Here is a 22,344-nt window from a genome sequence, read left to right as displayed (position 1 = left end):
ATTTAAAAAAGTTCCTTAAAAGTCCTTTTTATAGCGCTCAACGCTGACTTAACAGCCTCGAAAGGATGAAAACTTTCATCTTTCTCCCTTCGCGCCTTCGTTTTTATTTGTTGTCCGGCAGAAGCGAAAGAAATAGAGGGGCCTATGAACTTTAAGGGATATTTCTCCAGGATGTTCACATACTTAATGATACCCGCCGTTGAGGCGTACTCGCACCCATTTCTTCCGGGAGGCATTTTTTGAGACTCCATAGGTCCCGCCACCCTTACTGGCATGCCCAGCACATCCGACACCATTTCTGCTATGCCATATGTTTTTGCAACCCCTCCTGTTAGAACAACGCCGCTTGGGAGCAATATGGAACCAACATCGCGAAGCTCTTTTTTTACAAAATCCTCGAAGAGCTCTTCTAAACGATTATAAACCACTTCATGCACCTGTCCGGCATTGCATGCTCCCCTTTTACCTTGAGCAGCGTACTCAATTTCCTCGTCGAAGGCATCGACATCCTCCCCCAAAGAGACATGTTTTTTTATTTCTTCTGCAGCTTCTATTGGTATCTTCAGGACTCGTGCTATATCGTTGGTTATATGATCCCCGCCAATTTGAATCACCGATAATTTTTTAAGAGCTCCGTCTACGTAAATGGAAATGCCGGTAGTCCCACCACCTATATCTACAACAGCTACGCCTGACAATATCTCTCCGGGTGTCAGCACACCTAACGCACTGGCCAGCGGCTTTACTATCAACCCGGCGACGCTGATGCCTGCACGTTCTGCGCAATTGATAACATTTTGTACCGTTGCCGTTGGAGACATGATCGATTGAACCTCGACTTCAAGACGAACACCTGTCATCCCCAAGGGATCGTCGATACCTCTTTGTCCGTCTATCGAGTACATTATCGGTATTGTATGGACAGTGCAATAATTGTTTGGCATGCTTATCTCAGACAACGAGGCCTCTATAACCCTTTGAATATCGGCTTCGACGACTTGTCTTGGAGTGCTGCCGAGGGAAATCATCCCCTTTGAGGTTATACTGGTGGTAAGGGCACCGCTAAAACAAACAAAGGCACGGTCCACGCTTATTCCTGTCATTCCTTCTGCATCCTCCAGAGAGGATGCGATGGATTTGACCACATGTTCAAAGTTGACGATAAGGCCCTTACGCAAACCAACGGAACGAGCCGATCCTACTCCAATAATCTGAGCTTCTCCGGTATGTCGGTCTCGTTCTGCCACGATTAATGAAGTTTTTGTCGTGCCTATATCAAGCCCTGCGATTAATTCAATCTTTTCGTACATTTTGGCTGATGCCTCCATCCCGTGACATCTACTTAAAAAACAAACAAAAGAGGCTCATCTTGTCTTAATCACTATTTTATCTTTATATGTTGCATCAAGATACAAGACATTCGCATCGGAAGATTTAATGATTGTTTCAATTGCAGGAGATAAGCTTTTCCATATACTTTCAGAGAATTCCAACAATATGTTAACATCTCTACCCATAAATGCAAAGGAAACCTCTGCAACAACATCTCCCGCTAATTTTGATAATGTAATTCCTCTTATTTTTTCTACCCACGGTGTCTGGTGCATCTCCTCTATAAATTTTACCATTGGCCTAACAGGGAAAATGCTCTGTCGCACCTCAATGAGATTTGTGGAATCTATATCGGGAACCAAAGGAGGCATTGTATCGTCCCATACTATGTTTAGCTCATTATAGCTTGGATTATCGATGCCACCATCTTTCCATAAAGGGTTGCTCTCAGGCCAACATAACCCCGCTGTCGTTATAAACCATTTCCTGTCACGCCATCTGACGGCAAAATACGGTTGCAATTGAGTCCACTGTAGGACCACCCTTCCCCAACCTTCAACTTTCATGGAAATTTGGATGGGGTATTTTTTCTCCACTTCATTTTTCAAATGTTTATATTCAAAAAATACCAAGGGCCACAACCTGGAAGCCGAACCTCCGGCCAACTTGCTTACCTCATTTTCTAACAATGAACTTTTTGGAACTACTTCGATATATCTTAATCTAAACACATAAGATTGCTCTTCAATGCCGTACAAAAAACCAAAGACAACCGCTAGTATCATCAATAATGGTACGACTCTTATTTTAGCAACCTTTGGTTCCCTCAATATATCACGTCCATTGCATGGACACAGTTCCTTGTTTCTTGTTGTTTGAAGCGATCAGATTCAGTATTTGATTCCCGTATATATTCACGTTGCCGGCACCTAAGGTCAAGAGGATATCACCAGGGAGTATATTTTCAGCAACTTTTGAAACCACCTCGTCATCGGAAAGGGAAAGGCAATTTTTATGGCCGCACTCACTTGTAAGGCTATCAACTATCAGGTCCGAACTGATGCTCAGTTCCAACTTTTCGTCAGCCGGGTATACGGGCAATATATACACCAAATCAGCCTTCATAAGAGCCTCGGCAAATTTCCTATACATAGCCTTGGTGCGCGAATACCTGTGTGGCTGAAAAATTACCACTAGCCTGCGGGATGGAAAGATGTTACGTAAAGTATCGAGTGTAGCCTGCACCTCCCTCGGATGGTGGCCGTAGTCATCGTAAAAATAGATATCATCGCATACGCCGAGACATTGCAGCCTTCGCTTTGTTCCTTTAAATTTATGGAGTGCATGTCGAATCGTATTGAAGCTTATGCCCAATAAATCGCAAACAGCACAAGCAGCAAGGGCGTTCAACACATTATGCTCTCCTGACACTCTTAGGTTTATTTCGCCTATCTCGGCTCCCCGTTTGACAACGGTGAAAGAAACCCCCCCGCCAACGGAGTGATTGACCCCAACAGCACCCCAATCCCATTGCATTCCCCAACCATAGGTAATACACTGGGGCGCGAACTTTCCTGCTACCGACTGACATCCTGTGTCCTCGCCACATATGATAATCTTGCCGTCATCCTTGCGTTTTGATAAAAAACGTACAAAAGCATCCTGAACGGATTGAAATGTAGGATAAAAATTTACATGATCCCAATCGATGTTCGTAACCACCGGTATATAACAGGAGAAGAGCTCAAAAGATCCGTCGCTTTCATCCAACTCAGATACCATATAATCCCCATGCCCGAGTCTGGCATTGCCCCCTATATCCGACACCTCGCCCCCTATAGCGATAGTAGGATCGAGCCCTGCTGCATCCAAGACAGTCGCGATCATTGATGATGTGGTAGTTTTCCCGTGAGCACCGGCTACACCTATGCCTTTTAGTCGGTTGAATATCGAGCTGAGGATGTCTCCTCTTCTTGCCACATTTACTCCTGCTTTTCTGGCATAAACTAATTCATCGTTATCCCATGCGATCGCGCTGCTATATACCAGCATATCCGGCCTGAAAATATCTATATGAGATGCACCATGGCCACAAAGAACCTTTACGCCAAGCTTCTCTAAATTATATACGTAGTTAGTCCTAGTTACATCGCAACCAGACACTTCATAACCCATCTCTTTCAGCAAATGAGCCAAACCGCTCATTCCGGCGCCACCGACTCCCATCAAATGAAGATATTTTATTCCGTCTCCCAGAAGCATCTTTTCGTTAATATTTTTAAAAACACCCAATGGGGCCCTCTCCTTTCGTAGAAAAAGACGATACCACGCTCCAGAAACGGGCACATATGTCGTTCCTTTTCTCGTCACACATATTTTGATCAATACCAGACCTGCATTTATCCGATACTTCCAAAATTGCTTCTTCCAAAAGATCTAAGCCGTTCCTCTCTTGCCAAACTGTCCCTATTCCTGAGCGTAAGAAAATTTCTGCGTTTGCCAATTGATGGTTGTCCGACGCCTCTTCCCAAGGAACTAATACACTTGGTACATGATAGCAGATAAGCTCCGAAAGTGTCGATGCTCCACATCTTGTAACGACGTAGTCGGCCAGGGAAAAATGAGCGGACAGATCCCACGCTTGAGGCAAAACAATCACGTTATCGGAGATCCACCGTATACCATGTTTGCCTTCCGGTCCTAACAACATGAAGATATGATTTTTCAGGCTTTCGCGTTTAGCGACCTCCATTACGGCATGTTTTAAAGATTCTCCCCCAATAGAACCGCCCATAACCAGAGAAAATCTCTTCTTTGGCGGAAGAACGCCATCTCCTCCAAGCGTCTCCCATGCCTTTTGTTTTTTTATTATATTGAATTTACGAACGGGAATACCCACATGTCTAAAATCACTCTTTCCTAAGTTTATGCATTCCTCCCATCCCGTAATAATAAGCATTCCCTTCCTGCTGCAAAGCCTGGTAGATTTGCCGGCAACAGCATTTTGTTCGTGAGCGATCATTGGCACCCTCAATAAAGAAGTCATTAAAGCAAAGGGAACCGATAAATAGCCTCCAAAGAGAACGATGAGATCGGGTTTAATGTTTCTTACTATATTGCGTATCTTAACCAAAGAAAAAATCAATTCTTTCCAACGGATGAAAGAGCGCAATCCCTTAACGCCAAAGGGAGATCCTGATAACGATAATGTTATGGGTTCTATGTTTAACGCATTGTAAATTTTTTGCTCCAGCATTCTATTTCCACATAGATAAATAATTTCGGCGGGCAATTTCATTTCTTCGATCCAGTTGCCGAAGGAGACTGCCGGCAATATATGCCCGCCAGTTCCTCCGGCAACAAATAGCATCTTCAACTTATTGCCCATCAAGACGCGCTCCTTTTGATCATCCTATTATTCTCGGCAGAACAGCGCAACAACAATCCTATTTTAACCCACGTTGCCAGCAAAGCACTACCACCGTAACTCAAAAAGGGCATGGCCTTACCCGTCAAAGGAATTAGAGTGGTCACGCCTCCAACGTTGATAAAGAAAGGTATCAATATCGAAAGCCAAAGCCCGAAGACAAGATATCTGCGGTATCCATCATCAAAGTCACGCCACATGTAATAAACCCTGACAGAGATCACGGCAAAAGCGCCAATAACCGCCATGGAACCTAAAACACCCAGTTCCTCAGCAGAAATGGCAAATATAAAGTCAGTATGTGCTGCAGGCAAATATTGGAGTTTTTGTAAACTCCTGCCAAGCCCGACCCCCCAAAAACCTCCGTTTGCAAAGGCGATCAACCCCTGTATTATTTGAAACCCCTCGTTCAACGGATCTTGCCACGGATCAATCCAAGCCTTAAGTCGTCTTAATCTGTAGGAAGCGTTGAATATCAGAATGATTGCGGGGACAGAGGTGGTGACCAACAAAATTAAGGGATATTTCCATCCGTACTTCATGATGAATATCCCCAAACCTATTGCAAAGAGAATCATTGTGGATCCGATATCAGGCTGAAAAAGGAGAGGAATAGCACTCACGATCAGTACGCTCATCGTGCGCACGAATGCGCTCATTGGAGGTTCTTCATATCGAGATATAACGCTGGAGAGGTAGATAACGACAGAAAAAATTAAAAACTCCGATGGTTGAAATGAGAAAGGCCCCAACCTTATCCATCTAGAAGATCCGCTTACAGACATTCCAAATGAAGGTATCAACGTCGCAAAGGACAACAGGAAAGCTAAAATCCAAAGAAATGGTGAAACTTTTCTCCATATATCAGTGGGAACAGAATAGGACAGAGCCATTCCAGCCAGGGATACCAGGAACCACTTGATTTGTTTCATTCCATACATCCAAGGCGTCCCAAACTGCTTGATTGAAAAATAGCCCGAAGCAGATGTTATCATTATGATCCCAAATACCGACAGAGCTAACGGGATCACAATCAACCACAGATCAAAGGCATGCGAATTTTCTTGAGCTTGAAAGTTACCTCTTTCGTTATCCATTTTTCACACTATCCGCCTCGACAATGGTTTTAACTATTCTCTTAAAATCCTCTCCTCTTTCGTGGTAGTTTTTATACATGTCCCAGCTTGTACAGGCTGGAGAAAGCAACACTATATCGCCCGGGCAGGCCATATTAAAGGCACAATACACTGCCTCCTCCATGGAAGACACAAGAATATAATTGCGAAAACCTGCGCTCTCCAGAGCTTCGGATATCGCTCCTTTTTCTGCGCCCAACAAAACCGCACCGCGAGCATGCGCTTTAACAGCCTTGGCGAGTTCATCGTACTGCTCTCCCTTTCCCTTTCCCCCCAAAATAATAACCTTTGTGCCGGGAATAGATGTTATAGCAGTTATTGAGGAGGCTACGTTAGTTCCTTTCGAATCGTCTATAAAAGTTATGCCCTTTTTTTCTCCAACTTTTTCGCATCGATGGGGAAGGTTTTTGAAATCCGATAATAAGTGAGATGTTCTTTCCGCGTCACACCCCAGGTAATAAACTGCAGTCATGGCCATGGCCGTATTTTCGACGTTGTGGCGGCCATATAAAGGCAAGATGCTATATGAAAAAAGTTTTATATCGCGGCTTTCTGTCCTTAAATAGGCTTCAGAATCGTGCAATATTATTTCGTCTTGTTCTTCGCATTTGCCAGTACTGCAATCGGAGGCCCAACGCAAAACAGCCCCCCGACATCCATTTGTCCTTAAAAGCTCTCGGTCTTTATTCTGGTATACACAATATCCATCGGAAGAAAGAAGATCTATAATACGCTTTTTCGACTCGACGTAAGCTTTAAAACTTCCGTGCCAGTCGAGATGATCTGGGCATATATTTGTAACGACCGCTATATGACAACTGAACCGATTTGCCCAATGAAGCTGAAAACTGCTAATTTCGGCTGCTATGAAATCCAAGTCCTGTTTTGCAAAATCCGCCAACGGAAAGCCGAAATTTCCGGCCAATGCCGTCTTGTAACCCAATTTAGATAATAAATGAGCTATTAAAGCAGATGTGGTGCTTTTTCCGTTAGTCCCCGTTACCCCTATGATTTTTCCTGTTAAAAAAGGAAACACAAAATCAAGCTCTCCTTGGATAAGCACCCCGGCATTTTTTGCCATCTCTACAGGCAAGCTTTGCGGGGATATTCCCGAGCTCAATACTACTAAATCGCAGTCCAGCATTTTATTCGTGTGGCCCTTTTCCTCCCACAAGATACCTTTTTTACGGTAGAGATCCCTGGTTTCTGGATCGATCTCTTCCCGCTCGGTTACGAAAACTTCATATCCCAATTTTTTCGAGAGAAGAGCCAAAGACTTTCCGCTTATTCCACTCCCAACTACAGTTACTTTCATGTTCTAGATCACCTGCCGGGCCAACAATGCCATCAAAAGAGACGCTCCCACAAGATGTACGAGCCAAAACCGTATTACGATATGGCCTTCAGGCCAACCGCATAACTCGAAATGATGATGCAAGGGACTCATCTTAAAAATTCTCTTTCCGAAGCACCTAAAGGATATGACCTGCAATATTACGGAAACTATTTCTATGCCAAATATAAAAGAAATTGGAATTATCAATAATATGTGCCCTGAAAGAGCAACATTTCCCATTAATAAGCCAGCGATAAAATGAGCTCCCACATCTCCCATAAACACCTTGGCCGGATGGGAATTATACCATAAAAAAGAAAGAGTGCATGCCAACCCAATGATGACGGATATAATACATGAATCGATATTCGAGACGAGTAGAAGTATGACAAGCGATATTGCCGAAGCCCCTGCAGCAAGTCCATCGAGACCATCGGTAATGTTCAATGCATTGTACAATCCTAGAGCAAAGAAAGCTAAAAATATGAAGGCTAAACCCGAAGGAATTGCAGGCAAATATTGAGAAAAAAAGAGATTGATCTCTCTGGAAGCAATCCATGACCAGGGCAAGACAACGATTATCTGGCCAAACAATTTCGCCCTTGACGTCAATCCTTCGCTTGATCGTTTTGACAACTTAATAAAATCGTCTAAAAAACCCACTGCCGCTCCACCAAGGGGCAACCACCAAAGGATTAAAGTTTCCATCGCATTCCCGCTTTTTACGTTTAAAAAAAGCGAGGCGATGAACGTCAATACTACAAATATAACGCCGCCCATAGTCGGCGTCCCCGCCTTTAGGACTAAATGACGCTCGGGGCCATAGCTTTTTGGTGTCTGCCCCCACTTAAATCTCAAAAATAACCCTATCCATATTTTTAGCAAGAAAATTCCAAGAACGATTAAAAAACCCAAGACAAAGAACAAATAATTATAATTCATGCAAAGACCACCAATCGTAAACGCGTTCCATTTCATATGCCCTAGATCCCTTTACTAAAACGACGTCTCCTGTTCTCAAGATGGCCTTTAAATGATTGACGATATCTTCCATATCCTGGAGACATAATACGTTCTTATAATTTTTGTTTATGCCCTTCCACTCGCTCCCATGTATCAACACCTGGTCAGCTGCTTTGGCAGCATAATCCAGGATCTCGTCATGAAAACGATTTGCGTAACTGCCCAGCTCTTTCATTCCGCCCAATACGGCAATTTTGCGTCCCCTTGAAGGTATTAAGCAGAGATTATCTATGGCAGCCTTCACGGATACGGGGCTGGCATTGTATGATTCGTCGATGAATAAAACTCCCTCTTCGCTTTGAAGTATAGCCCCTCTGCCTCTAGGCAAACTCATAACAAATAACCCCTGAGCAATATCATCCGGAGCAACACCATACTCGCACCCAACGGCAAAAGCAAGCGATATTATAAGTGTGTGTTGCTTTCCCCATAACTTGCTTTCAACAGTTTTAAGGCCAAAAGGTGAATCTATAGTTATCTTCCTGAAATAATGGTTCCCATCCAAACGCAATGATGAGTCAGTGATTCTATAGATGCACGAAGTGCTCGTACCAACGCTTATTATTTTAGAAGGTCGATGTTTTAATTTATCGATACCTGAATTCAAAATTGGTGAATCGCCGTTCACAAACAACAGTTTGCAGTCGGCGGTTACAATTTCCAGTTTTGCCCCCAAAACACCGTCAATACCCCCAAAGCCCTCTAGATGTACAGGATCGACAGAGGTTATCACCGATGACGATGGCCTGAATCTGTTAGCAATCTCTCCAATTTCTCCTTTAGCATTGGCCCCCATTTCCAAAACCAAAAATTCCGTATTCCTTGGCGCAACCAATATTGTAAGGCAACAGCCCAATAGGGTGTTGTAGTTTCCTCTTGAGATATGAACGCGATATGTTCTTTCCAGGACCTTGCCTATCGCTTCTTTGGTCGTGGTCTTTCCAACGCTTCCGGTAACAGCAACGATTTCTCTTAGGGACGAAAGCCCTGCAAGATATCTTTCCGATGCCTCTAAAATGGCCACGTCAGGCGAAGGGACTCCAAAAAAAGAGATATCTTTATTAAAAGAAGTAAACTTTGACATCTCCTCATCTTTAAGTATTACTCCCTTTGCACCCCTATTTATGGCATCGCTTATGAATGAATGGCCATCGGACCTATTTCCCTTTAAGGCTATGAATATATCTCCCTTTTCGATCTTTCTGCTGTCCGTCTTTATTGAACAAGGCAAAGAAATATCAGCACCGCAAAGGCGAGTGCAGTTGAAGAGTTTCCCCACAGTCATAGCATCAGGAAAAGAATCCGTCGGACTCATGAAAGCACCTTTCCCCTTAGATTACACCATTCCTTCAAGGCTTCGAAGTCGTTATAAGGTATCGTCCTGTCTTTGAATATTATTTGACGCTCTGGCCCCTTCCCTGTTACCAAAACTACGTCTCCTTTACCCGCGCGATCTAACGCGAAATGTACAGCCTCTTTCCTGTCTATGATAGTCCAATATTCAGAGCTCCCGGGGGATGATTTTATTCCATCTGCTATCTGCAACGCAATATCCCTGGGATCCTCGCTCCTCGGATTATCCATAGTAACGACTATACAATCCGCAAATCGGGCGGCTATGCTCCCTAATATCGGCCTATTCTCTTTAAAACGCTCTCCTCCATGGCCGAAAACAAGCCACACCCTCCCACTGCAGAGGGGTTTGACTGTGGAAAGTACTTTTTCTAAAGCATCCGGAGTATGGGCATAGTCAATTATACATACAGGGCCATCTTCTACAAAATACCTTTCCAGTCTTCCCGGAACGGGAGGGCAATTTTCTAAGCCCTTTCTGATCACCTCCGCGTCAAAGTCTAACGACCAGGCAACGCTAGAGGCAGCTAAGGCATTCAATACATTGTATTCTCCCAGTAAAGGTAGGGTGACATTTTCCAGCGTAGAGCCGTCAGGGAAACTTATATCCATGATGATACCTCTAATTGAGCTACGTCTTATGGAACCATAAAAGGCGTTATCTGCCTTTTGGCGCAGGGAAAAACCTAAAACATGTGGCGCAAACTCATTTGCAATCTTTTCTCCATAAGGATCATCGGTATTTATGGAAGCTTTCCAGTCGCCACGCATATATTTTATGAAGAGATCTCTCTTTGCACAAAAATAGTTTTCCATATCACCATGATAATCCAAATGTTCGGGCGTCAAGTTCGTAAACACTGCCCTATCGTATAGACAGCCGAAGATACGCTTTTGCTCTATGCCATGAGAAGAGGCCTCCATTACACATGCGTGGCATCTGTTATCTACCATTTTATTTAACAATGACTGAATCAACGGAGCTTGAGGAGTTGTGCGATCGGCATCCTCGTGGCTTTTTCCGTCGTTATAGACTATGGTTCCTATTAATCCGCATTTCATGTCACCTGTATCTAAAATGCTTTTGATAAGATAGGTGGTCGTACTCTTTCCGTTAGTTCCTGTAACCCCAATCATCAGTAGTTTGCTCGTAGGCAGACCGTAAAGATATGCCGAAGCTAATCCGCATGCTTCCCCTGCATCCTTTACTATAAGTTGAGGTATCGCCAAATCATCAACCCTTTCGGATGTAAGTACAGCCACTGCTCCCCTCCGTTGCGCGTCCTGTGCGAATTCAACCCCTTTTCTTTTAGTTCCTTCGAGGCAACAAAAAAGAGCACCTTCGCCTACTTGTCTACTGTCTATGGAAATCTCCAAAATTTCATTCTCCAAGCAGTTAGTGCCCGCTTCTATTATTTTCTTCAGACATCGTCTTCGGAAAAGAAAGTCTGCCAATTCTTTGATCGAAACTTTCATTCCCAGTCACCCATCCTATCGTTTGAGAATTTAAAAGCCGCTTGCCATCATCTCTTCTACGATTGTCCTAAAAATAGGAGCAGCTATTGCTCCAGCTAAATAACCCTTTGCGCCAGGGTTTCCTACAGTGACTATTAAAACGTAACGAGGGCTGTCATATGGCCAAAAACCGGCAAAAGTGGCTACGTGAGTATCTTGCAAATATTTTCCCCTATGGGCAACCTGAGCGGTACCGGTTTTCCCGGCCACCTTCGCGTTCTCAACATCGGCACGCTTGCCTGTGCCCTCTGCCACTGCTTGCCTTAAGGTCATTCTCAACCTTTCAGCCGTTGAATTTGAAAGCACTCGGCCAATCTCCCGCCTCTGACCGTGGTAAACTTCGTTGCCCTTTCTGTCAAATACGTTTTTCGTCAAATAGGGACGAACCAAAAGGCCTCCGTTTGCAATGGCCGAAAAAGCTTGGGCTAACTGGAGAGGCGTAACTGCTATACCCTGCCCCAGAGCGATGTTGGCAGGCACAACGCCCCACCATTGAGATGGAAGGGGGAGCAATCCTTCTTCTTCACCGGGCAATTCTACACCTGTAGAAACGCCAAACCCCCAGCTTTTTAGGGCATTGTAGGTAAAGGTTGTGGGCATCATCATACCAATTTGAGCCATCCCAACATTGCATGAGTTAATAATTATTTTATTGAAGTCCTGATTTCCATGAGCACGCCAATTGACCTCACGAATCACATGATCGGCTATTTTTATTGATCCTGAGCAGTTGAACCTGCTTTTTGAGTTAACATACCCGTTTTCCAAGGCTATGCCCATAATGACAGGTTTTAGTACCGAGCCAGGTTCATATACCCTGCCTACCGTGTTGTTTCGAAGTGCATCGCCCGAGAAGGTCTCTCTATTCCCGGGGTCAAAGGAAGGAAAACTCGACATGGCTAATATTTCTCCGGTCATGGGATCCATACATACAGCCGCTGCCCATTCCGCATTGTTCATGGATGCCCCGTTTTGCAAAGCATCATCGACTATGTACTGCAACCTCCAGTCGATTGTAAGAACTACCTCGCTTTTAGGAAAGACCATTTCTTCCTCTGAAGATAAATTTGCTGCTTCGAAGTAATTCCCTGCGGCGTCTCTTATTAAATTTCTCATACGCGGCGGATTGTACAGAAAAAAGTCCCATTGTCTCTCGACTCCGGAAAGGCCTTTTTCATCTATGTCGACAAAGCCCATCAGATGGGCCATATGCTTTCCAAAGGGATAGGAGCGCTCCATTTCCTTTATGCCGTATACCCCTTTTAAATTTAACGATAATATCTCTTCGCCCTTTTGCAATGTTAATTTACGGACTAACCACATAAATCTACCCTCTAGAGGCTTTTGTAGTTTCTGGACGACTTGCTTAGGAAGATGCTGGCCTAAAACCGACAATTGGCTTGGATCCCAAAATGCGGGATCGACAAACATGCTCCATCGCGGAACGGATAAGGCCAGAGTTATGCCGTTTCTGTCCGCAATCGTGCCTCTCGACGATGTCGCCATAACTTGTTCCCAATACTGGCTCCTAGCCCACATTACAACTCTTGAATCGGGAATAAGACAAAGTTGAGCAACTTTAGCCGTTGTAACAACAAAGGCTAAAAATATTAAAAGCCAAAGACCCCTAGACCCTTTCAAAATTAGTCCTCTCTATCCTCCTTGGCGCTGGCAAAGGCAGAGAAAATTCCGAACGTCTTTCTTTTCTCCACAGCTACAGTCGGCAAATTATCTCCTTGAAAACGTTCACTACCGGGAGCGATTGCAAGTCGTATCGTGGAATCTCTCTCTAAGCCCTTCGTCATGCCCAATTTCCCGCTGGCATAATAGACTACCTGATCCGGGGCCATCATGGAAAGAAGGCGTTGAGAAAGAAGCAAATCCTTTTGTTGTAATGCTTCAATTTGTTGGTTTAAAGCCATCAATTCATGTTCTAAATATAAACTATAAAAACGAAGCCCCGCAAGTCCGAGGAGAGCTAGGGAAACCAATACAATATAAGCATAAATGCCCTTTTTGCCCTTTGTCGCCACCCTTACCACTCCCCATCAAAAATATCAGGATTTTATTAAAACGCGCAATTTTGCACTTCTAGATCTCGGATTACCTTCGATTTCTTCCCTCTTCGGTAAAATTGGTTTCTTAGAAAATATCTTCCCAATTCCTTCTTTTTCCCAGTCTTTAAAGGAATGTTTAACGATCCGGTCCTCCAGAGAATGGTAGCTTATGACTATTAAATGTCCACCGCTTCGAAGGCAACCCAGGCTGTTTTTCAATCCGCTTTCAAGTGCTCCCAATTCATCGTTAACGACAATTCTAAGAGCCTGGAAAACCCTTCTTGCCGGATGTTTTCCCATTTGTCTCTGAATTTTTGCCGGAAGTGCCCTCCTAATTATCTCCACCAACTCCGCAGTGGAAGCGATCAACCCTTTCTGCTCTCGATATCTGACTATTGCCTTTGCTATTTGGCGGGAATAGCGCTCCTCGCCGTACTTGTAAAAGATGTCGGATAAATCTTTGATGCAATAGTTATTTATTATATCAAAGGCTGTTACTTTGGCTTCACGGTCCATCCTCATGTCAATAGGCCCTGGTTTATTGAATGAAAACCCTCTTTCCTCATCGTCAATCTGCAACGAAGAAACACCCAAATCGAATAAAATTGCATCAACTGCTACGGATCTAAAGTGATTTTTAACGACATCGTCTATGAACCTAAAATTTGATTTAACTAACAAGACCCTTTCCCCGAAAGGTTTAAGCCTTTCATAAGCTATCTCTAAAGCCGTCTCGTCCTGATCGAGTCCTAAAAGCTTAATGTCGGGAAAAGTCGACAATAAAGCATATGCATGCCCGCCAAGTCCTACAGTAGCATCGACAACCAGCTTTAGATCGTCGGATAGCGATAGTATATTGATAATTTCATTGGTTAATACAGGAACATGCCTTATTGTTTCCATTCTACGCCCTCGACGATTGTTGACAGGTTTGACAAAATATCCTGTCGATATTTGTTCCAGGTCTCGCGATCCCATATTTCCAGATGATCTCCAACTCCGATGATGCTGACCTCCGTTTCTAAGTATGCATGCGACTTTAACATCTGTGGAAGAAGTATTCTCCCAGCCGAATCGAGGGTAATTTCATGAGCCGTTGCCAAAAATACGCGCAAAAAATCTCTAGCCTTACTTTGAGAAAAGGGCATCTTTTGCAATTTTTCAAGCAACTTCTCCCACTCATCCTTGGAATACAAAGAGATGCACCTCTCGACGCCAACAGAGGCAACGAGCTGTTCCCCCATCTCCTGTCTGAACCTAGATGGCAATACCAATCGGCCTTTACTGTCCAGGCGATGCTCATAGGTCCCGATCATCATCTCACACGCCATCCCACTTTAATACACTTTCTACCACTTTACCACCAAGTCAACACATAATACAAGCCCCAGGGCCTAATTTAGTCAACATATTATTAGGTCCTGGGGCTTGTATTATTTATTTCGAGCATTCCATAAGCCGGGTTCTGTGATATTGATGACCATTTATCTCGGGATGAGCTCGCGCCCATCCTCTAGCGATCAACCCGGAGGTCAGCGGGCCACCTCATCCCTCCCTATTAGATCTTGCTCCAAGCGGGGTTTGCCTGGCTCATTGGTCACCCAATTACCGGTGGGCTCTTACTCCACCTTTTCACCCTTACTCCAAATTGGAGCGGTATCTTTCTGTGGCACTATCCCGAGGCTCGCGCCTGCTGGACGTTATCCAGCGCTTTGCCCTGTGGAGCCCGGACTTTCCTCGTTCCATCCCAGGAACGCGGTCATCCGGAATGCTCGAAGTCTTGTTTATTTTCTATATTAAAGATATCATCATGAAGACCTTTTTTCAACACTATAATATTGGCTTTTAGGGAGGGTTTTTATGGAAACGCAGTTTTCACCAATGCCCGGATACGATGAATTCAAAGATAAAGTAAAGTCGCTAATGAACATTGAACTTGACGCCTATAAACAACAAATTCACCGACGGGTCCATATGTTAATGCAGCGTTGGAAATGTTCCAATTATGAAGAATATTTCGAAATACTGAAAAAAGATCCGGAAAAACGAAAGGAGTTTTTGGACTACCTCGCAATCAATGTGTCTGAATTTTTTAGAAATCCATCAATATGGTGGCATTTGCGAGACAAGGTTTTGCCGGAGTTAATAAAGGAGAAAGGAAGACGTCTTAATATGTGGAGTGCCGGCTCAGCTACAGGAGAGGAAGCTTATTCTCTGGCAATTCTGGCTGAAGAGCTTAAGCTCTTGTGTCCGCCTTACATAGATGCATGGGATATTGACGAAGAGGCAACAAACATTGCTTTAAAGGGCATATATCACCAAAGACAATTAGCAAATGTACCCCCAAATTGGATCGATAAATATTTCGTCAAAATTGACGAAGAACATTTTAAAGTTAAGGACACGATAAGAAGACGAGTCCAATTTAAAATCATGAACCTGCTCAATACCCCCTTCCCTCAGAACAAATATGACTTAATATTATGTCGAAATGTCGTGATATATTTTTCTGCAGAGACTAAGAAAACTTTGTATCAAAAGTTCGTCAAGGCTCTACGTCCGGGAGGCATAATGATGGTTGGTGCCACTGAGCATATTTACGATTATCGCAGCCTCGATTTGGAGCCCCTGGGACAATTTTTATATAGGAGAAAATAAAAGATAAAAAATCCCGTGGGATTTTTTATAAAGAACATCCCGCGGGATTTCGCGCAAACAACGGAGATAGTCAATTACTTAATGGGATCTGACTATTTCCTTTATCCGCATTAACCTGCTTAAGTTAGATCGTTCCATTTCGTCTAATCTCATAGTTATATCTCTTATCGTTTCCTCAAAGGCCGGGATCATAACATATTCGAGGGCATTAACCCTTCTGCGTGTACGTTCTATTTCGATGGCCATCAACCGTAATGCCTTCTCTTCGCTGGCAAGGCGTATCAAGTCGGGGAGCAGTTCCTGAAATTGCTCCAACGCCAAATCCAGGCTGCCGGATGTCATGGCAAAGCCGTAACCTTTCACCTGTTCTTCTGCTTTGTCTATTGTATATTCGGGAACCACGACGCTCATAAGGTTGCGAGTCTTTACATGAACGCCTGTTTCTCCGCCGCCAGCCATTAATAAAGATTGCTCCAACACGGCCGGCACCATTTGGGCACGCGCCATCAGGAAGCTTCGATAACAGGCGAAAATGGCCGCTTCCACTTTCTCGCGCAATTCCTTTACATCTTTTGCTTTCTGCAAGAATTCCTTTATTAATGCATCCTGCTTGTCTTTTAATAATTTATGTCCTCTTTTTGCGGCCGCAAGTCGCCTCTTGATGACGTTTAACATCATTCTGTTGGGATTGACGTTCAATTTATTGGCCAACTCTTATCACTCCTTTAAATTTACGACGTAGCAGAAGAGGTGGCCACCTCGTCTTTATTTGTTTCGTCGTCCTGACGTTTGGGTTTTAGGTATTTCTCGATGTATTCATCCCTTACCCGCTTCAGCTCTGTCAAAGGCAGAGGCGCAAGCAGTTCCCACCCAAGCTCGAGAGTCTCCAATATGGTTCTGTTCTCGTACTCGCCTTGCCTTACATATCTATCTTCAAACTTATCGGCAAACTCTGCGAATGCCTTATCACTTTCCGTTAATGCTCCCTCGCCAAGGATAACGGCCAGCTCTTTAGCCTCTTTTCCTCTGGCATATGCCGCGAACAACTGATTTAAAAGGTCGGCATGGTCTTCTCGCGTTTTATCCCTTCCTATTCCCTTGTCCTTCAATCGCGAAAGAGAAGGCAGCACATCGACGGGGGGATATATGCCTTTACGGTGAAGACCTCTGCTCAAAATAATTTGCCCTTCCGTTATATAGCCCGTCAGGTCAGGAATCGGGTGAGTTATATCATCCTCGGGCATTGTTAGTATGGGAAGCTGTGTTATGGAGCCCTTATAGCCACGCAGGCGGCCTGCCCTCTCGTACATCGTAGCTAGGTCAGTATAAAGGTAGCCGGGGTAACCTCTTCTGCCGGGCACCTCTTTTCTGGCTGCTGATATTTCCCTTAAGGCTTCGCAATAGTTGGTCATGTCAGTTAATATGACGAGTACGTGCATGTCGAGCTCAAAAGCCAGATATTCCGCACAGGTAAGGGCGAGCCTTGGCGTAGTTATACGTTCAATAGCAGGGTCATCGGCAAGATTGAGGAACATAACGGCACGCTCGATAGCTCCCGTTCTTCGAAAGTCATCCATGAAGAAAGAAGCTTCTTCAAATGTGATGCCCATTGCAGCAAATACTACGGCAAATCCTTCTTGAGAACCCAAGACGGTAGCTTGACGCGCAATTTGAGCAGCCATCTTATTGTGAGGCATACCGCTTCCTGAAAATATTGGCAGCTTCTGTCCGCGGACGATTGGGTTCATCCCGTCTATAGTGGATATCCCCGTCTGTATAAACTCCGACGGATAATCTCTAGAGTAAGGATTGATAGGATATCCGTTTATATCCAAATGCTTCTCCGGGATTATGGCCGGACCGTCGTCTATGGGCTCACCCCTCCCGTTAAAGATCCTTCCCAATAATCCCCTCGAGACGGGAATCATCAATACTTTTCCTAGAAAACGAACCTTCGTGTTTTCAAGATCTATTCCAGTAGTCCCTTCGAAGACCTGGACAAGAGCCCTATCTGTCGATATCTCCAAAACACGGCCTCGTCTTCTTTCGCCGTTGCTCAACGAGATCTCGACGAGCTCGTCGTAGCGAACGTCAGCCGTTTTTTCAACCACCATGAGGGGGCCCGAAAGATCGCTGATTGTTCTGTATTCTTTAGGCAGCATAATTGTCGCCTCCCGTTGGTATTATCTTGTTGATTTGAGAGCGAATCTCAGCTTCAAGTTGATCAAGGGAATCTAACTTATCTTCAGAAACATATCTCATTCTCGCTATATTTTCCCTAACGGGAAGTTCGAAAAGTTTCTTTATGTCTGCTCCTCGACGCAATGCATCTTTCGCTGCATGATGGAAAGTTAAGATATTGCGAAGCATCTTAAACTGCTTATCCATGGAGGCATATGTATCGACCTCATGAAAAGCATTTTGATGCAGAAAATCCTCCCTTATCGATTTAGCCGTTTCCAGAACCAAGCGCTCCTCCCGAGAAAGTGCGTCAATACCGACTAACCTCACCACTTCCAGCAATTGTGACTCTTCCTCCAGGAGAGACATGGCTTCGACCCGTTGCATGCTCCATTCGCCGTCGTACTTTTCATCCCAGTATTCTCCCAACACATCGGTATATAGAGAATAACTGTTTAGCCAGTTTATGGCAGGGAAATGCCTCTGATAAGCCAACGATGCATCCAATCCCCAGAATACCTTTGTAACCCTTAAGGTGTTCTGGCTTACGGGTTCCGAAAGATCTCCGCCAGGAGGAGAAACGGCACCTATAACGCTTATGGCACCTTCCCTTTCATCTTTACCCAAGCATATGCTTCTACCGGCTCGCTCATAGAAAGATGCCAGTCTTGTTCCCAAGTATGCAGGGTAACCTTCTTCGCCGGGCATTTCTTCCAAACGACCGGATATTTCTCTTAAAGCTTCTGCCCATCGGCTTGTCGAATCCGCCATCAAAGCAACTGAATATCCCATATCTCTATAATACTCAGCTATTGTGATGGCCGTATATATACTGGCTTCCCGAGCGGCCACAGGCATATTTGACGTGTTTGCTATGAGGACTGTTCTCTTCATGAGAGGTTGCCCGGATCTCGGATCCTGCAATTCGGGGAATTCCAGCAAAACGTCAGTCATTTCATTGCCACGCTCTCCACATCCAACATACACTACAATCTCGGCGTCTGCCCATTTGGCAAGCTGGTGCTGGATGACCGTCTTGCCGCTGCCGAATGGGCCGGGAACGCATGCAGTCCCTCCTCGGGCAATAGGAAAAAACATATCTACGACGCGCTGGCCGGTGAGCAGCGGTATTTCAGGTTTTAACCTTCGGGCTACCGGCTTGGGAAATCTTACGGGCCAGCGCTGCATCATTGTAACCTTATGCACATTGCCCTTCTCGTCTTCTATCTCGGCAATCACATCTTCAACAGTATATTCTCCCTCTTTTATGGACCTGACTTTACCCTCAACTCCATAGGGAACCAATATGCGATGTTCAACGAGAACAGTTTCCCGAACGATCCCCAGTATATCTCCGGGGCCCACGGATTCTCCGTTTTTGACTTTTGGAACAAACTCCCACTTTTTCTTTCTATCGAGGGCAGGTACATCAATGCCCCTAGTGATATATGGACTTTGTGCTTCTTTTTCGATCATGTTCAAAGGCCTTTGTACTCCGTCGAAAAATTGTTCTATAAGTCCGGGGCCTAATTCTACGCTTAAAGGAGCTCCTGTGCTTATAACAGGTTCCTTTGGCTTCAAACCTGATGTTTCCTCGTAAACCTGAATGAAAGCGTTATCTCCCTTCAACTCGATAATTTCCCCGACCAAACCCAGGTCGCCAACTCGAACGACATCGTACATCGAGGCGCCGGCCATGCCGCTTGCTACCACCAATGGCCCTGATATTCTCGTGATCGATCCCTTTATCTGCTTACGAGCCGTCTCGCCCATCGAAAACTCCCTCCAAATTCAAATAATTTTGCTCAATTATTTATTTGCGAAAATATCAATACCTACTGCTTTCTCTACCCAATTCTTAATCTGCGTTGAACCAAAACCCGTAGAGTACTTTAAAGTTGGTACCGGAATTACGCTTAACATGTTGTCCCGCGTCAGTTCATCGATAATACTATCGAATTTCTCGTAAATATCTTCGGTGATAAGACAGATAGCGTATTGTTTATTAATGATATCAATCAATATTTCTCTAAATTTTTTATCGTCATTCGGGTCATCTATTACAAACTGTTTTAAACCTATCGCCTGGAAGGGTAAAACGCTTTCATAATCCCCCACTGCTGCTATGGGATGTGTCCTACGCTGCATGGCGCAACAACCCCTTTATCATATCTTTCTCTACCCCGCTGGCCTTGCCCACGAGTATAATTCTCAAATTTTTAACCTCTGTCTCTTTCAGCCAGAGAAAGCGGAGAACCTGTTCAGGGGCAAAAGGATCGTATTGATATTTGTTTAAGTATTTGCTGATCATTCCATCGGATCGTTTTTCAATTTCGGGCAAAATCCTCGACGCATCCATTTCTTCGACGTTATCCAATATACGTCCCATATAACCAAAGGCGAGTTCCCTAGCCCATGATTCCTTTGGTTCGGAGTACAGCTGTGCTAAAAGTTCCATTGAATATGTGCCGCCGGAATGAAGATAGTTCGATATCTGTGACGCATCGGCATTCATCCTCTTGAGCCGCAATATCGTTCTGATATTTTCCGCGTCGATCCGAAAACGAACATATTCCTTTACCCCGTTATAAGAAAGCTCATTTGCAATCATGCGCATTATATAAAACATGTGTCTGTCTAAAAGTTGTTCGATCTCTAGAATATTTTTCGTCTGTTCCCATATCATTACGCATGATGGAATTATCCTGTGCAACTGATGAGGAAGGAGTCGGTAATCTTCGCTTTCAACAGCTAATATCATATCGTCTGCCGGATATGAACCCATGGAGACCAACAGATCCCATCGACTTTTACCGCCTTCTCTCTGGGCAAACATTCCCTTTAATATGACCTTCAAATTATGGAAGTCATAAGGGATTTGAAAAAGCTGAACCAGCTGTGGGTCAGGAACGAATTTTCTGAGCTCTCCATAGGTGTATGAAAGCTCTGCTTCCAATAAATTATCGTATGAAGAGTTGTTGCCCATTTCAGCAGCCCAGTACCCATAGCACGTCTCCATGAACAATTTCCATGCAGACTCAAAGCTCTCCGCCTCTGCCATTTGTTGCATGGCCGAAGTATCGATCTTTCTATTTTCCATCGCCCTCAAGCGGGATACGGCATAGGTGTATTCGCTTCTGGCTTCCAATTGTCTCACCGACCCTAAATATGTCATGATTCATCTCCTATAAAAGGGCTATTCCGAGAAAAGTTCCCTTGCAATTATCAATTCGAGATCGTCTTGGATGCTTGCTATTAGCATATCAAAGGAGCAGTTTATATCTATATCGCCGACATTTAGGATAAAACCCCCTCTAAAAGGTAGCTTTTCATCGGCTAAACTCAATTTTGTATCATTTTTCTGATTGAAATTAGATACCCATTCTTCGTCTATAATCGCCTCTTCTTCACCGACATAGATCAACCCTTCGGATTTTTCCGACTCTTTGACGGCAGTCTTCAAGACCGTTTCGACGAATGAAGCATATTTCTTAGGATCAAGTGCGTTCATCTTTTTTCTGGCTTTCGTCAGCGTCTCTTCGATCAGCGATCTTTTCATCGATAGTTCAATCTTCCCTAGATCCAGGTCCGCGACAATTTCTCTTCTCTTAAAAATATTTTCTCTTTCTTCTTTCGCCTGTCGCATCCATTCTTCCTGTATTTTCTGAGCTTCCTCTTGAGCCTTTGAAATTATCTCTTCGGCTTGTTTTTTGGCCTTCTCCAATATTTCGTCAGCCTGTTTTCTTGCATCATCTTCTATTTTTGTCTTGACATCAGCCAATGCCATTTGGCAACACCTCTATAAGCTAATGCCGTTCAGCAATATGATGCTCATCAAAAGAGCCAAAACGGCATAAGTCTCCACCATCGCAGGCAATATAACTGCTTTACCAGTTTCCTCAGGCCTTTTAGCAATAAGCTGAATGCAGGCAGCTGATGTCTTGCCCTGCGAATATCCTGAAATATATCCGACTATTGCGATTGGCAAACAGGCGAAGAGTATGGCCATCCCCTGTTCCAAACTAACCGCAACCGGTTCACCGCCAAGCAGTCCAACCTGCATGATGGTAAAAAATCCTATCAGCAAACCATATATCCCCTGAGTTCCAGGCAGTGCCTGAAGTAACAAAACCAGACCGAACTTCCCGGGATCCTCTGTCATGACCCCAGCTCCTGATTCACCAGCAACACCTACACCAAGAGCAGAACCCGAACCGGCACACCCCGCAGCCAATGCAGCACCTAATATAGCTAATGCAAGTCCCCATTCCATAATCAAATACACTCCTTTCAAGAATTATTAATGGCGTAAATTGCCATATTTTT

At 44.3% G+C, this 22,344-nt stretch carries 21 protein-coding genes and 1 other RNA gene; 1 reads left to right on the top strand and 21 read right to left on the bottom strand.

The window, feature by feature from the left end:
* Window positions 1-2: 2 nt before the first annotated feature.
* The 14 genes from ftsA to rnpB all read right to left on the bottom strand — a co-directional run bounded on the left by ftsA (window position 3) and on the right by rnpB (window position 14,954).
* A complete protein-coding gene (ftsA, locus tag HMPREF1705_RS09445; protein ID WP_040347969.1) occupies window positions 3-1,310 on the bottom strand; it encodes a cell division protein FtsA in 1,308 nt (435 codons plus the stop codon).
* A 54-nt stretch (window positions 1,311-1,364) separates the two neighbouring features.
* Complete coding sequence (locus HMPREF1705_RS09440) at window positions 1,365-2,162, bottom strand: hypothetical protein (RefSeq protein ID WP_040347971.1); 798 nt, start codon at window positions 2,160-2,162, stop codon at window positions 1,365-1,367.
* A 4-nt stretch (window positions 2,163-2,166) separates the two neighbouring features.
* A complete protein-coding gene (murC, locus tag HMPREF1705_RS09435; RefSeq protein WP_009201023.1) occupies window positions 2,167-3,624 on the bottom strand; it encodes a UDP-N-acetylmuramate--L-alanine ligase in 1,458 nt (485 codons plus the stop codon).
* The gene (locus tag HMPREF1705_RS09430) at window positions 3,611-4,720 is read right to left on the bottom strand and encodes a UDP-N-acetylglucosamine--N-acetylmuramyl-(pentapeptide) pyrophosphoryl-undecaprenol N-acetylglucosamine transferase (protein ID WP_009201024.1); all 1,110 of its coding nucleotides are present in this window, start codon (window positions 4,718-4,720) and stop codon (window positions 3,611-3,613) included. The genes murC and HMPREF1705_RS09430 overlap by 14 nt, the downstream gene beginning before the upstream one ends.
* Window positions 4,720-5,856 carry an FtsW/RodA/SpoVE family cell cycle protein gene (locus HMPREF1705_RS09425; protein ID WP_009201025.1) on the bottom strand — a complete coding sequence of 379 codons (1,137 nt, stop codon included), beginning with the start codon at window positions 5,854-5,856 and terminating at the stop codon, window positions 4,720-4,722. The genes HMPREF1705_RS09430 and HMPREF1705_RS09425 overlap by 1 nt, the downstream gene beginning before the upstream one ends.
* Window positions 5,849-7,210: a UDP-N-acetylmuramoyl-L-alanine--D-glutamate ligase gene (murD, locus tag HMPREF1705_RS09420; protein ID WP_009201026.1), complete on the bottom strand. Its 1,362-nt coding sequence runs from the start codon at window positions 7,208-7,210 to the stop codon at window positions 5,849-5,851. The genes HMPREF1705_RS09425 and murD overlap by 8 nt, the downstream gene beginning before the upstream one ends.
* Window positions 7,211-7,213: 3 nt before the next feature.
* Window positions 7,214-8,173, bottom strand: a complete 960-nt coding sequence (gene mraY / locus HMPREF1705_RS09415) for a phospho-N-acetylmuramoyl-pentapeptide-transferase (RefSeq protein WP_009201027.1) — start codon at window positions 8,171-8,173, stop codon at window positions 7,214-7,216.
* Complete coding sequence (locus HMPREF1705_RS09410; RefSeq protein WP_009201028.1) at window positions 8,163-9,569, bottom strand: UDP-N-acetylmuramoyl-tripeptide--D-alanyl-D-alanine ligase; 1,407 nt, start codon at window positions 9,567-9,569, stop codon at window positions 8,163-8,165. The genes mraY and HMPREF1705_RS09410 overlap by 11 nt, the downstream gene beginning before the upstream one ends.
* A complete protein-coding gene (locus HMPREF1705_RS09405; protein WP_009201029.1) occupies window positions 9,566-11,083 on the bottom strand; it encodes a UDP-N-acetylmuramoyl-L-alanyl-D-glutamate--2,6-diaminopimelate ligase in 1,518 nt (505 codons plus the stop codon). The genes HMPREF1705_RS09410 and HMPREF1705_RS09405 overlap by 4 nt, the downstream gene beginning before the upstream one ends.
* A gap of 30 nt (window positions 11,084-11,113) precedes the next feature.
* A complete protein-coding gene (locus tag HMPREF1705_RS09400) occupies window positions 11,114-12,763 on the bottom strand; it encodes a peptidoglycan D,D-transpeptidase FtsI family protein (protein ID WP_040347973.1) in 1,650 nt (549 codons plus the stop codon).
* Window positions 12,764-12,765: 2 nt separating this feature from the next.
* On the bottom strand, window positions 12,766-13,155 hold the full coding sequence (locus HMPREF1705_RS09395; RefSeq protein WP_187366922.1) for a cell division protein: 390 nt from the start codon (window positions 13,153-13,155) through the stop codon (window positions 12,766-12,768).
* 24 nt (window positions 13,156-13,179) lie between these two features.
* The gene (rsmH, locus tag HMPREF1705_RS09390; protein WP_009201032.1) at window positions 13,180-14,082 is read right to left on the bottom strand and encodes a 16S rRNA (cytosine(1402)-N(4))-methyltransferase RsmH; all 903 of its coding nucleotides are present in this window, start codon (window positions 14,080-14,082) and stop codon (window positions 13,180-13,182) included.
* A complete protein-coding gene (mraZ, locus tag HMPREF1705_RS09385) occupies window positions 14,070-14,498 on the bottom strand; it encodes a division/cell wall cluster transcriptional repressor MraZ (RefSeq protein ID WP_040347975.1) in 429 nt (142 codons plus the stop codon). The genes rsmH and mraZ overlap by 13 nt, the downstream gene beginning before the upstream one ends.
* A gap of 120 nt (window positions 14,499-14,618) precedes the next feature.
* An RNA gene (gene rnpB, locus HMPREF1705_RS10425) (RNase P RNA component class A) lies at window positions 14,619-14,954 on the bottom strand.
* 85 nt (window positions 14,955-15,039) lie between these two features.
* On the opposite strand from rnpB, the gene HMPREF1705_RS09380 reads away from it, so the two are divergent.
* Window positions 15,040-15,837: a CheR family methyltransferase gene (locus HMPREF1705_RS09380; protein ID WP_009201034.1), complete on the top strand. Its 798-nt coding sequence runs from the start codon at window positions 15,040-15,042 to the stop codon at window positions 15,835-15,837.
* Window positions 15,838-15,915: 78 nt separating this feature from the next.
* Here the strand turns inward: HMPREF1705_RS09380 and HMPREF1705_RS09375 are convergent, their stop codons facing one another.
* Genes HMPREF1705_RS09375 through HMPREF1705_RS09345 form a run of 7 tightly spaced genes read right to left on the bottom strand, consistent with a single transcriptional unit; the run spans window position 15,916 to window position 22,291 of the window.
* Window positions 15,916-16,548, bottom strand: a complete 633-nt coding sequence (locus HMPREF1705_RS09375) for a V-type ATP synthase subunit D (protein ID WP_040347978.1) — start codon at window positions 16,546-16,548, stop codon at window positions 15,916-15,918.
* Window positions 16,549-16,568: 20 nt separating this feature from the next.
* A complete protein-coding gene (locus HMPREF1705_RS09370) occupies window positions 16,569-17,999 on the bottom strand; it encodes a V-type ATP synthase subunit B (RefSeq protein WP_009201036.1) in 1,431 nt (476 codons plus the stop codon).
* The gene (locus HMPREF1705_RS09365) at window positions 17,989-19,791 is read right to left on the bottom strand and encodes a V-type ATP synthase subunit A (protein ID WP_009201037.1); all 1,803 of its coding nucleotides are present in this window, start codon (window positions 19,789-19,791) and stop codon (window positions 17,989-17,991) included. Before HMPREF1705_RS09365 ends, HMPREF1705_RS09370 begins: the two co-directional genes overlap by 11 nt.
* 36 nt (window positions 19,792-19,827) lie before the next feature.
* Window positions 19,828-20,166 carry a V-type ATP synthase subunit F gene (locus HMPREF1705_RS09360; protein ID WP_009201038.1) on the bottom strand — a complete coding sequence of 113 codons (339 nt, stop codon included), beginning with the start codon at window positions 20,164-20,166 and terminating at the stop codon, window positions 19,828-19,830.
* Window positions 20,156-21,193: a V-type ATP synthase subunit C gene (locus HMPREF1705_RS09355; protein WP_009201039.1), complete on the bottom strand. Its 1,038-nt coding sequence runs from the start codon at window positions 21,191-21,193 to the stop codon at window positions 20,156-20,158. The genes HMPREF1705_RS09360 and HMPREF1705_RS09355 overlap by 11 nt, the downstream gene beginning before the upstream one ends.
* Window positions 21,194-21,214: 21 nt before the next feature.
* Window positions 21,215-21,805, bottom strand: a complete 591-nt coding sequence (locus HMPREF1705_RS09350) for a V-type ATP synthase subunit E (RefSeq protein ID WP_009201040.1) — start codon at window positions 21,803-21,805, stop codon at window positions 21,215-21,217.
* Between the two features lie 12 nt (window positions 21,806-21,817).
* Window positions 21,818-22,291, bottom strand: a complete 474-nt coding sequence (locus HMPREF1705_RS09345) for a V-type ATP synthase subunit K (protein WP_009201041.1) — start codon at window positions 22,289-22,291, stop codon at window positions 21,818-21,820.
* Window positions 22,292-22,344 lie beyond the last annotated feature (53 nt).

It is taken from the genome of Acetomicrobium hydrogeniformans ATCC BAA-1850 (assembly GCF_000160455.2).
Classification (GTDB): domain Bacteria; phylum Synergistota; class Synergistia; order Synergistales; family Acetomicrobiaceae; genus Acetomicrobium; species Acetomicrobium thermoterrenum.
The sequence above is the reverse complement of the archived record's forward strand: the minus strand, read 5'-3'. Positions and strand labels throughout refer to the sequence as shown.

Bases quoted from the DNA above. Each gene is read 5' to 3' on its own strand.
- murD (WP_009201026.1), bottom strand. From the start codon at position 7,210: ATGAAAGTAACTGTAGTTGGGAGTGGAATAAGCGGAAAGTCTTTGGCT.
- HMPREF1705_RS09365 (WP_009201037.1), bottom strand. From the start codon at position 19,791: ATGGGCGAGACGGCTCGTAAGCAGATAAAGGGATCGATCACGAGAATA.
- HMPREF1705_RS09425 (WP_009201025.1), bottom strand. From the start codon at position 5,856: ATGGATAACGAAAGAGGTAACTTTCAAGCTCAAGAAAATTCGCATGCC.
- HMPREF1705_RS09360 (WP_009201038.1), bottom strand. From the start codon at position 20,166: ATGCAGCGTAGGACACATCCCATAGCAGCAGTGGGGGATTATGAAAGC.
- HMPREF1705_RS09405 (WP_009201029.1), bottom strand. From the start codon at position 11,083: ATGAAAGTTTCGATCAAAGAATTGGCAGACTTTCTTTTCCGAAGACGA.
- rsmH (WP_009201032.1), bottom strand. From the start codon at position 14,082: ATGGAAACAATAAGGCATGTTCCTGTATTAACCAATGAAATTATCAAT.
- HMPREF1705_RS09350 (WP_009201040.1), bottom strand. From the start codon at position 21,805: ATGGCATTGGCTGATGTCAAGACAAAAATAGAAGATGATGCAAGAAAA.
- HMPREF1705_RS09430 (WP_009201024.1), bottom strand. From the start codon at position 4,720: ATGGGCAATAAGTTGAAGATGCTATTTGTTGCCGGAGGAACTGGCGGG.
- mraZ (WP_040347975.1), bottom strand. From the start codon at position 14,498: ATGATGATCGGGACCTATGAGCATCGCCTGGACAGTAAAGGCCGATTG.
- ftsA (WP_040347969.1), bottom strand. From the start codon at position 1,310: ATGTACGAAAAGATTGAATTAATCGCAGGGCTTGATATAGGCACGACA.
- HMPREF1705_RS09370 (WP_009201036.1), bottom strand. From the start codon at position 17,999: ATGCTGCCTAAAGAATACAGAACAATCAGCGATCTTTCGGGCCCCCTC.
- HMPREF1705_RS09355 (WP_009201039.1), bottom strand. From the start codon at position 21,193: ATGACATATTTAGGGTCGGTGAGACAATTGGAAGCCAGAAGCGAATAC.
- HMPREF1705_RS09345 (WP_009201041.1), bottom strand. From the start codon at position 22,291: ATGGAATGGGGACTTGCATTAGCTATATTAGGTGCTGCATTGGCTGCG.
- HMPREF1705_RS09410 (WP_009201028.1), bottom strand. From the start codon at position 9,569: ATGAGTCCGACGGATTCTTTTCCTGATGCTATGACTGTGGGGAAACTC.
- mraY (WP_009201027.1), bottom strand. From the start codon at position 8,173: ATGAATTATAATTATTTGTTCTTTGTCTTGGGTTTTTTAATCGTTCTT.
- HMPREF1705_RS09380 (WP_009201034.1), top strand. From the start codon at position 15,040: ATGGAAACGCAGTTTTCACCAATGCCCGGATACGATGAATTCAAAGAT.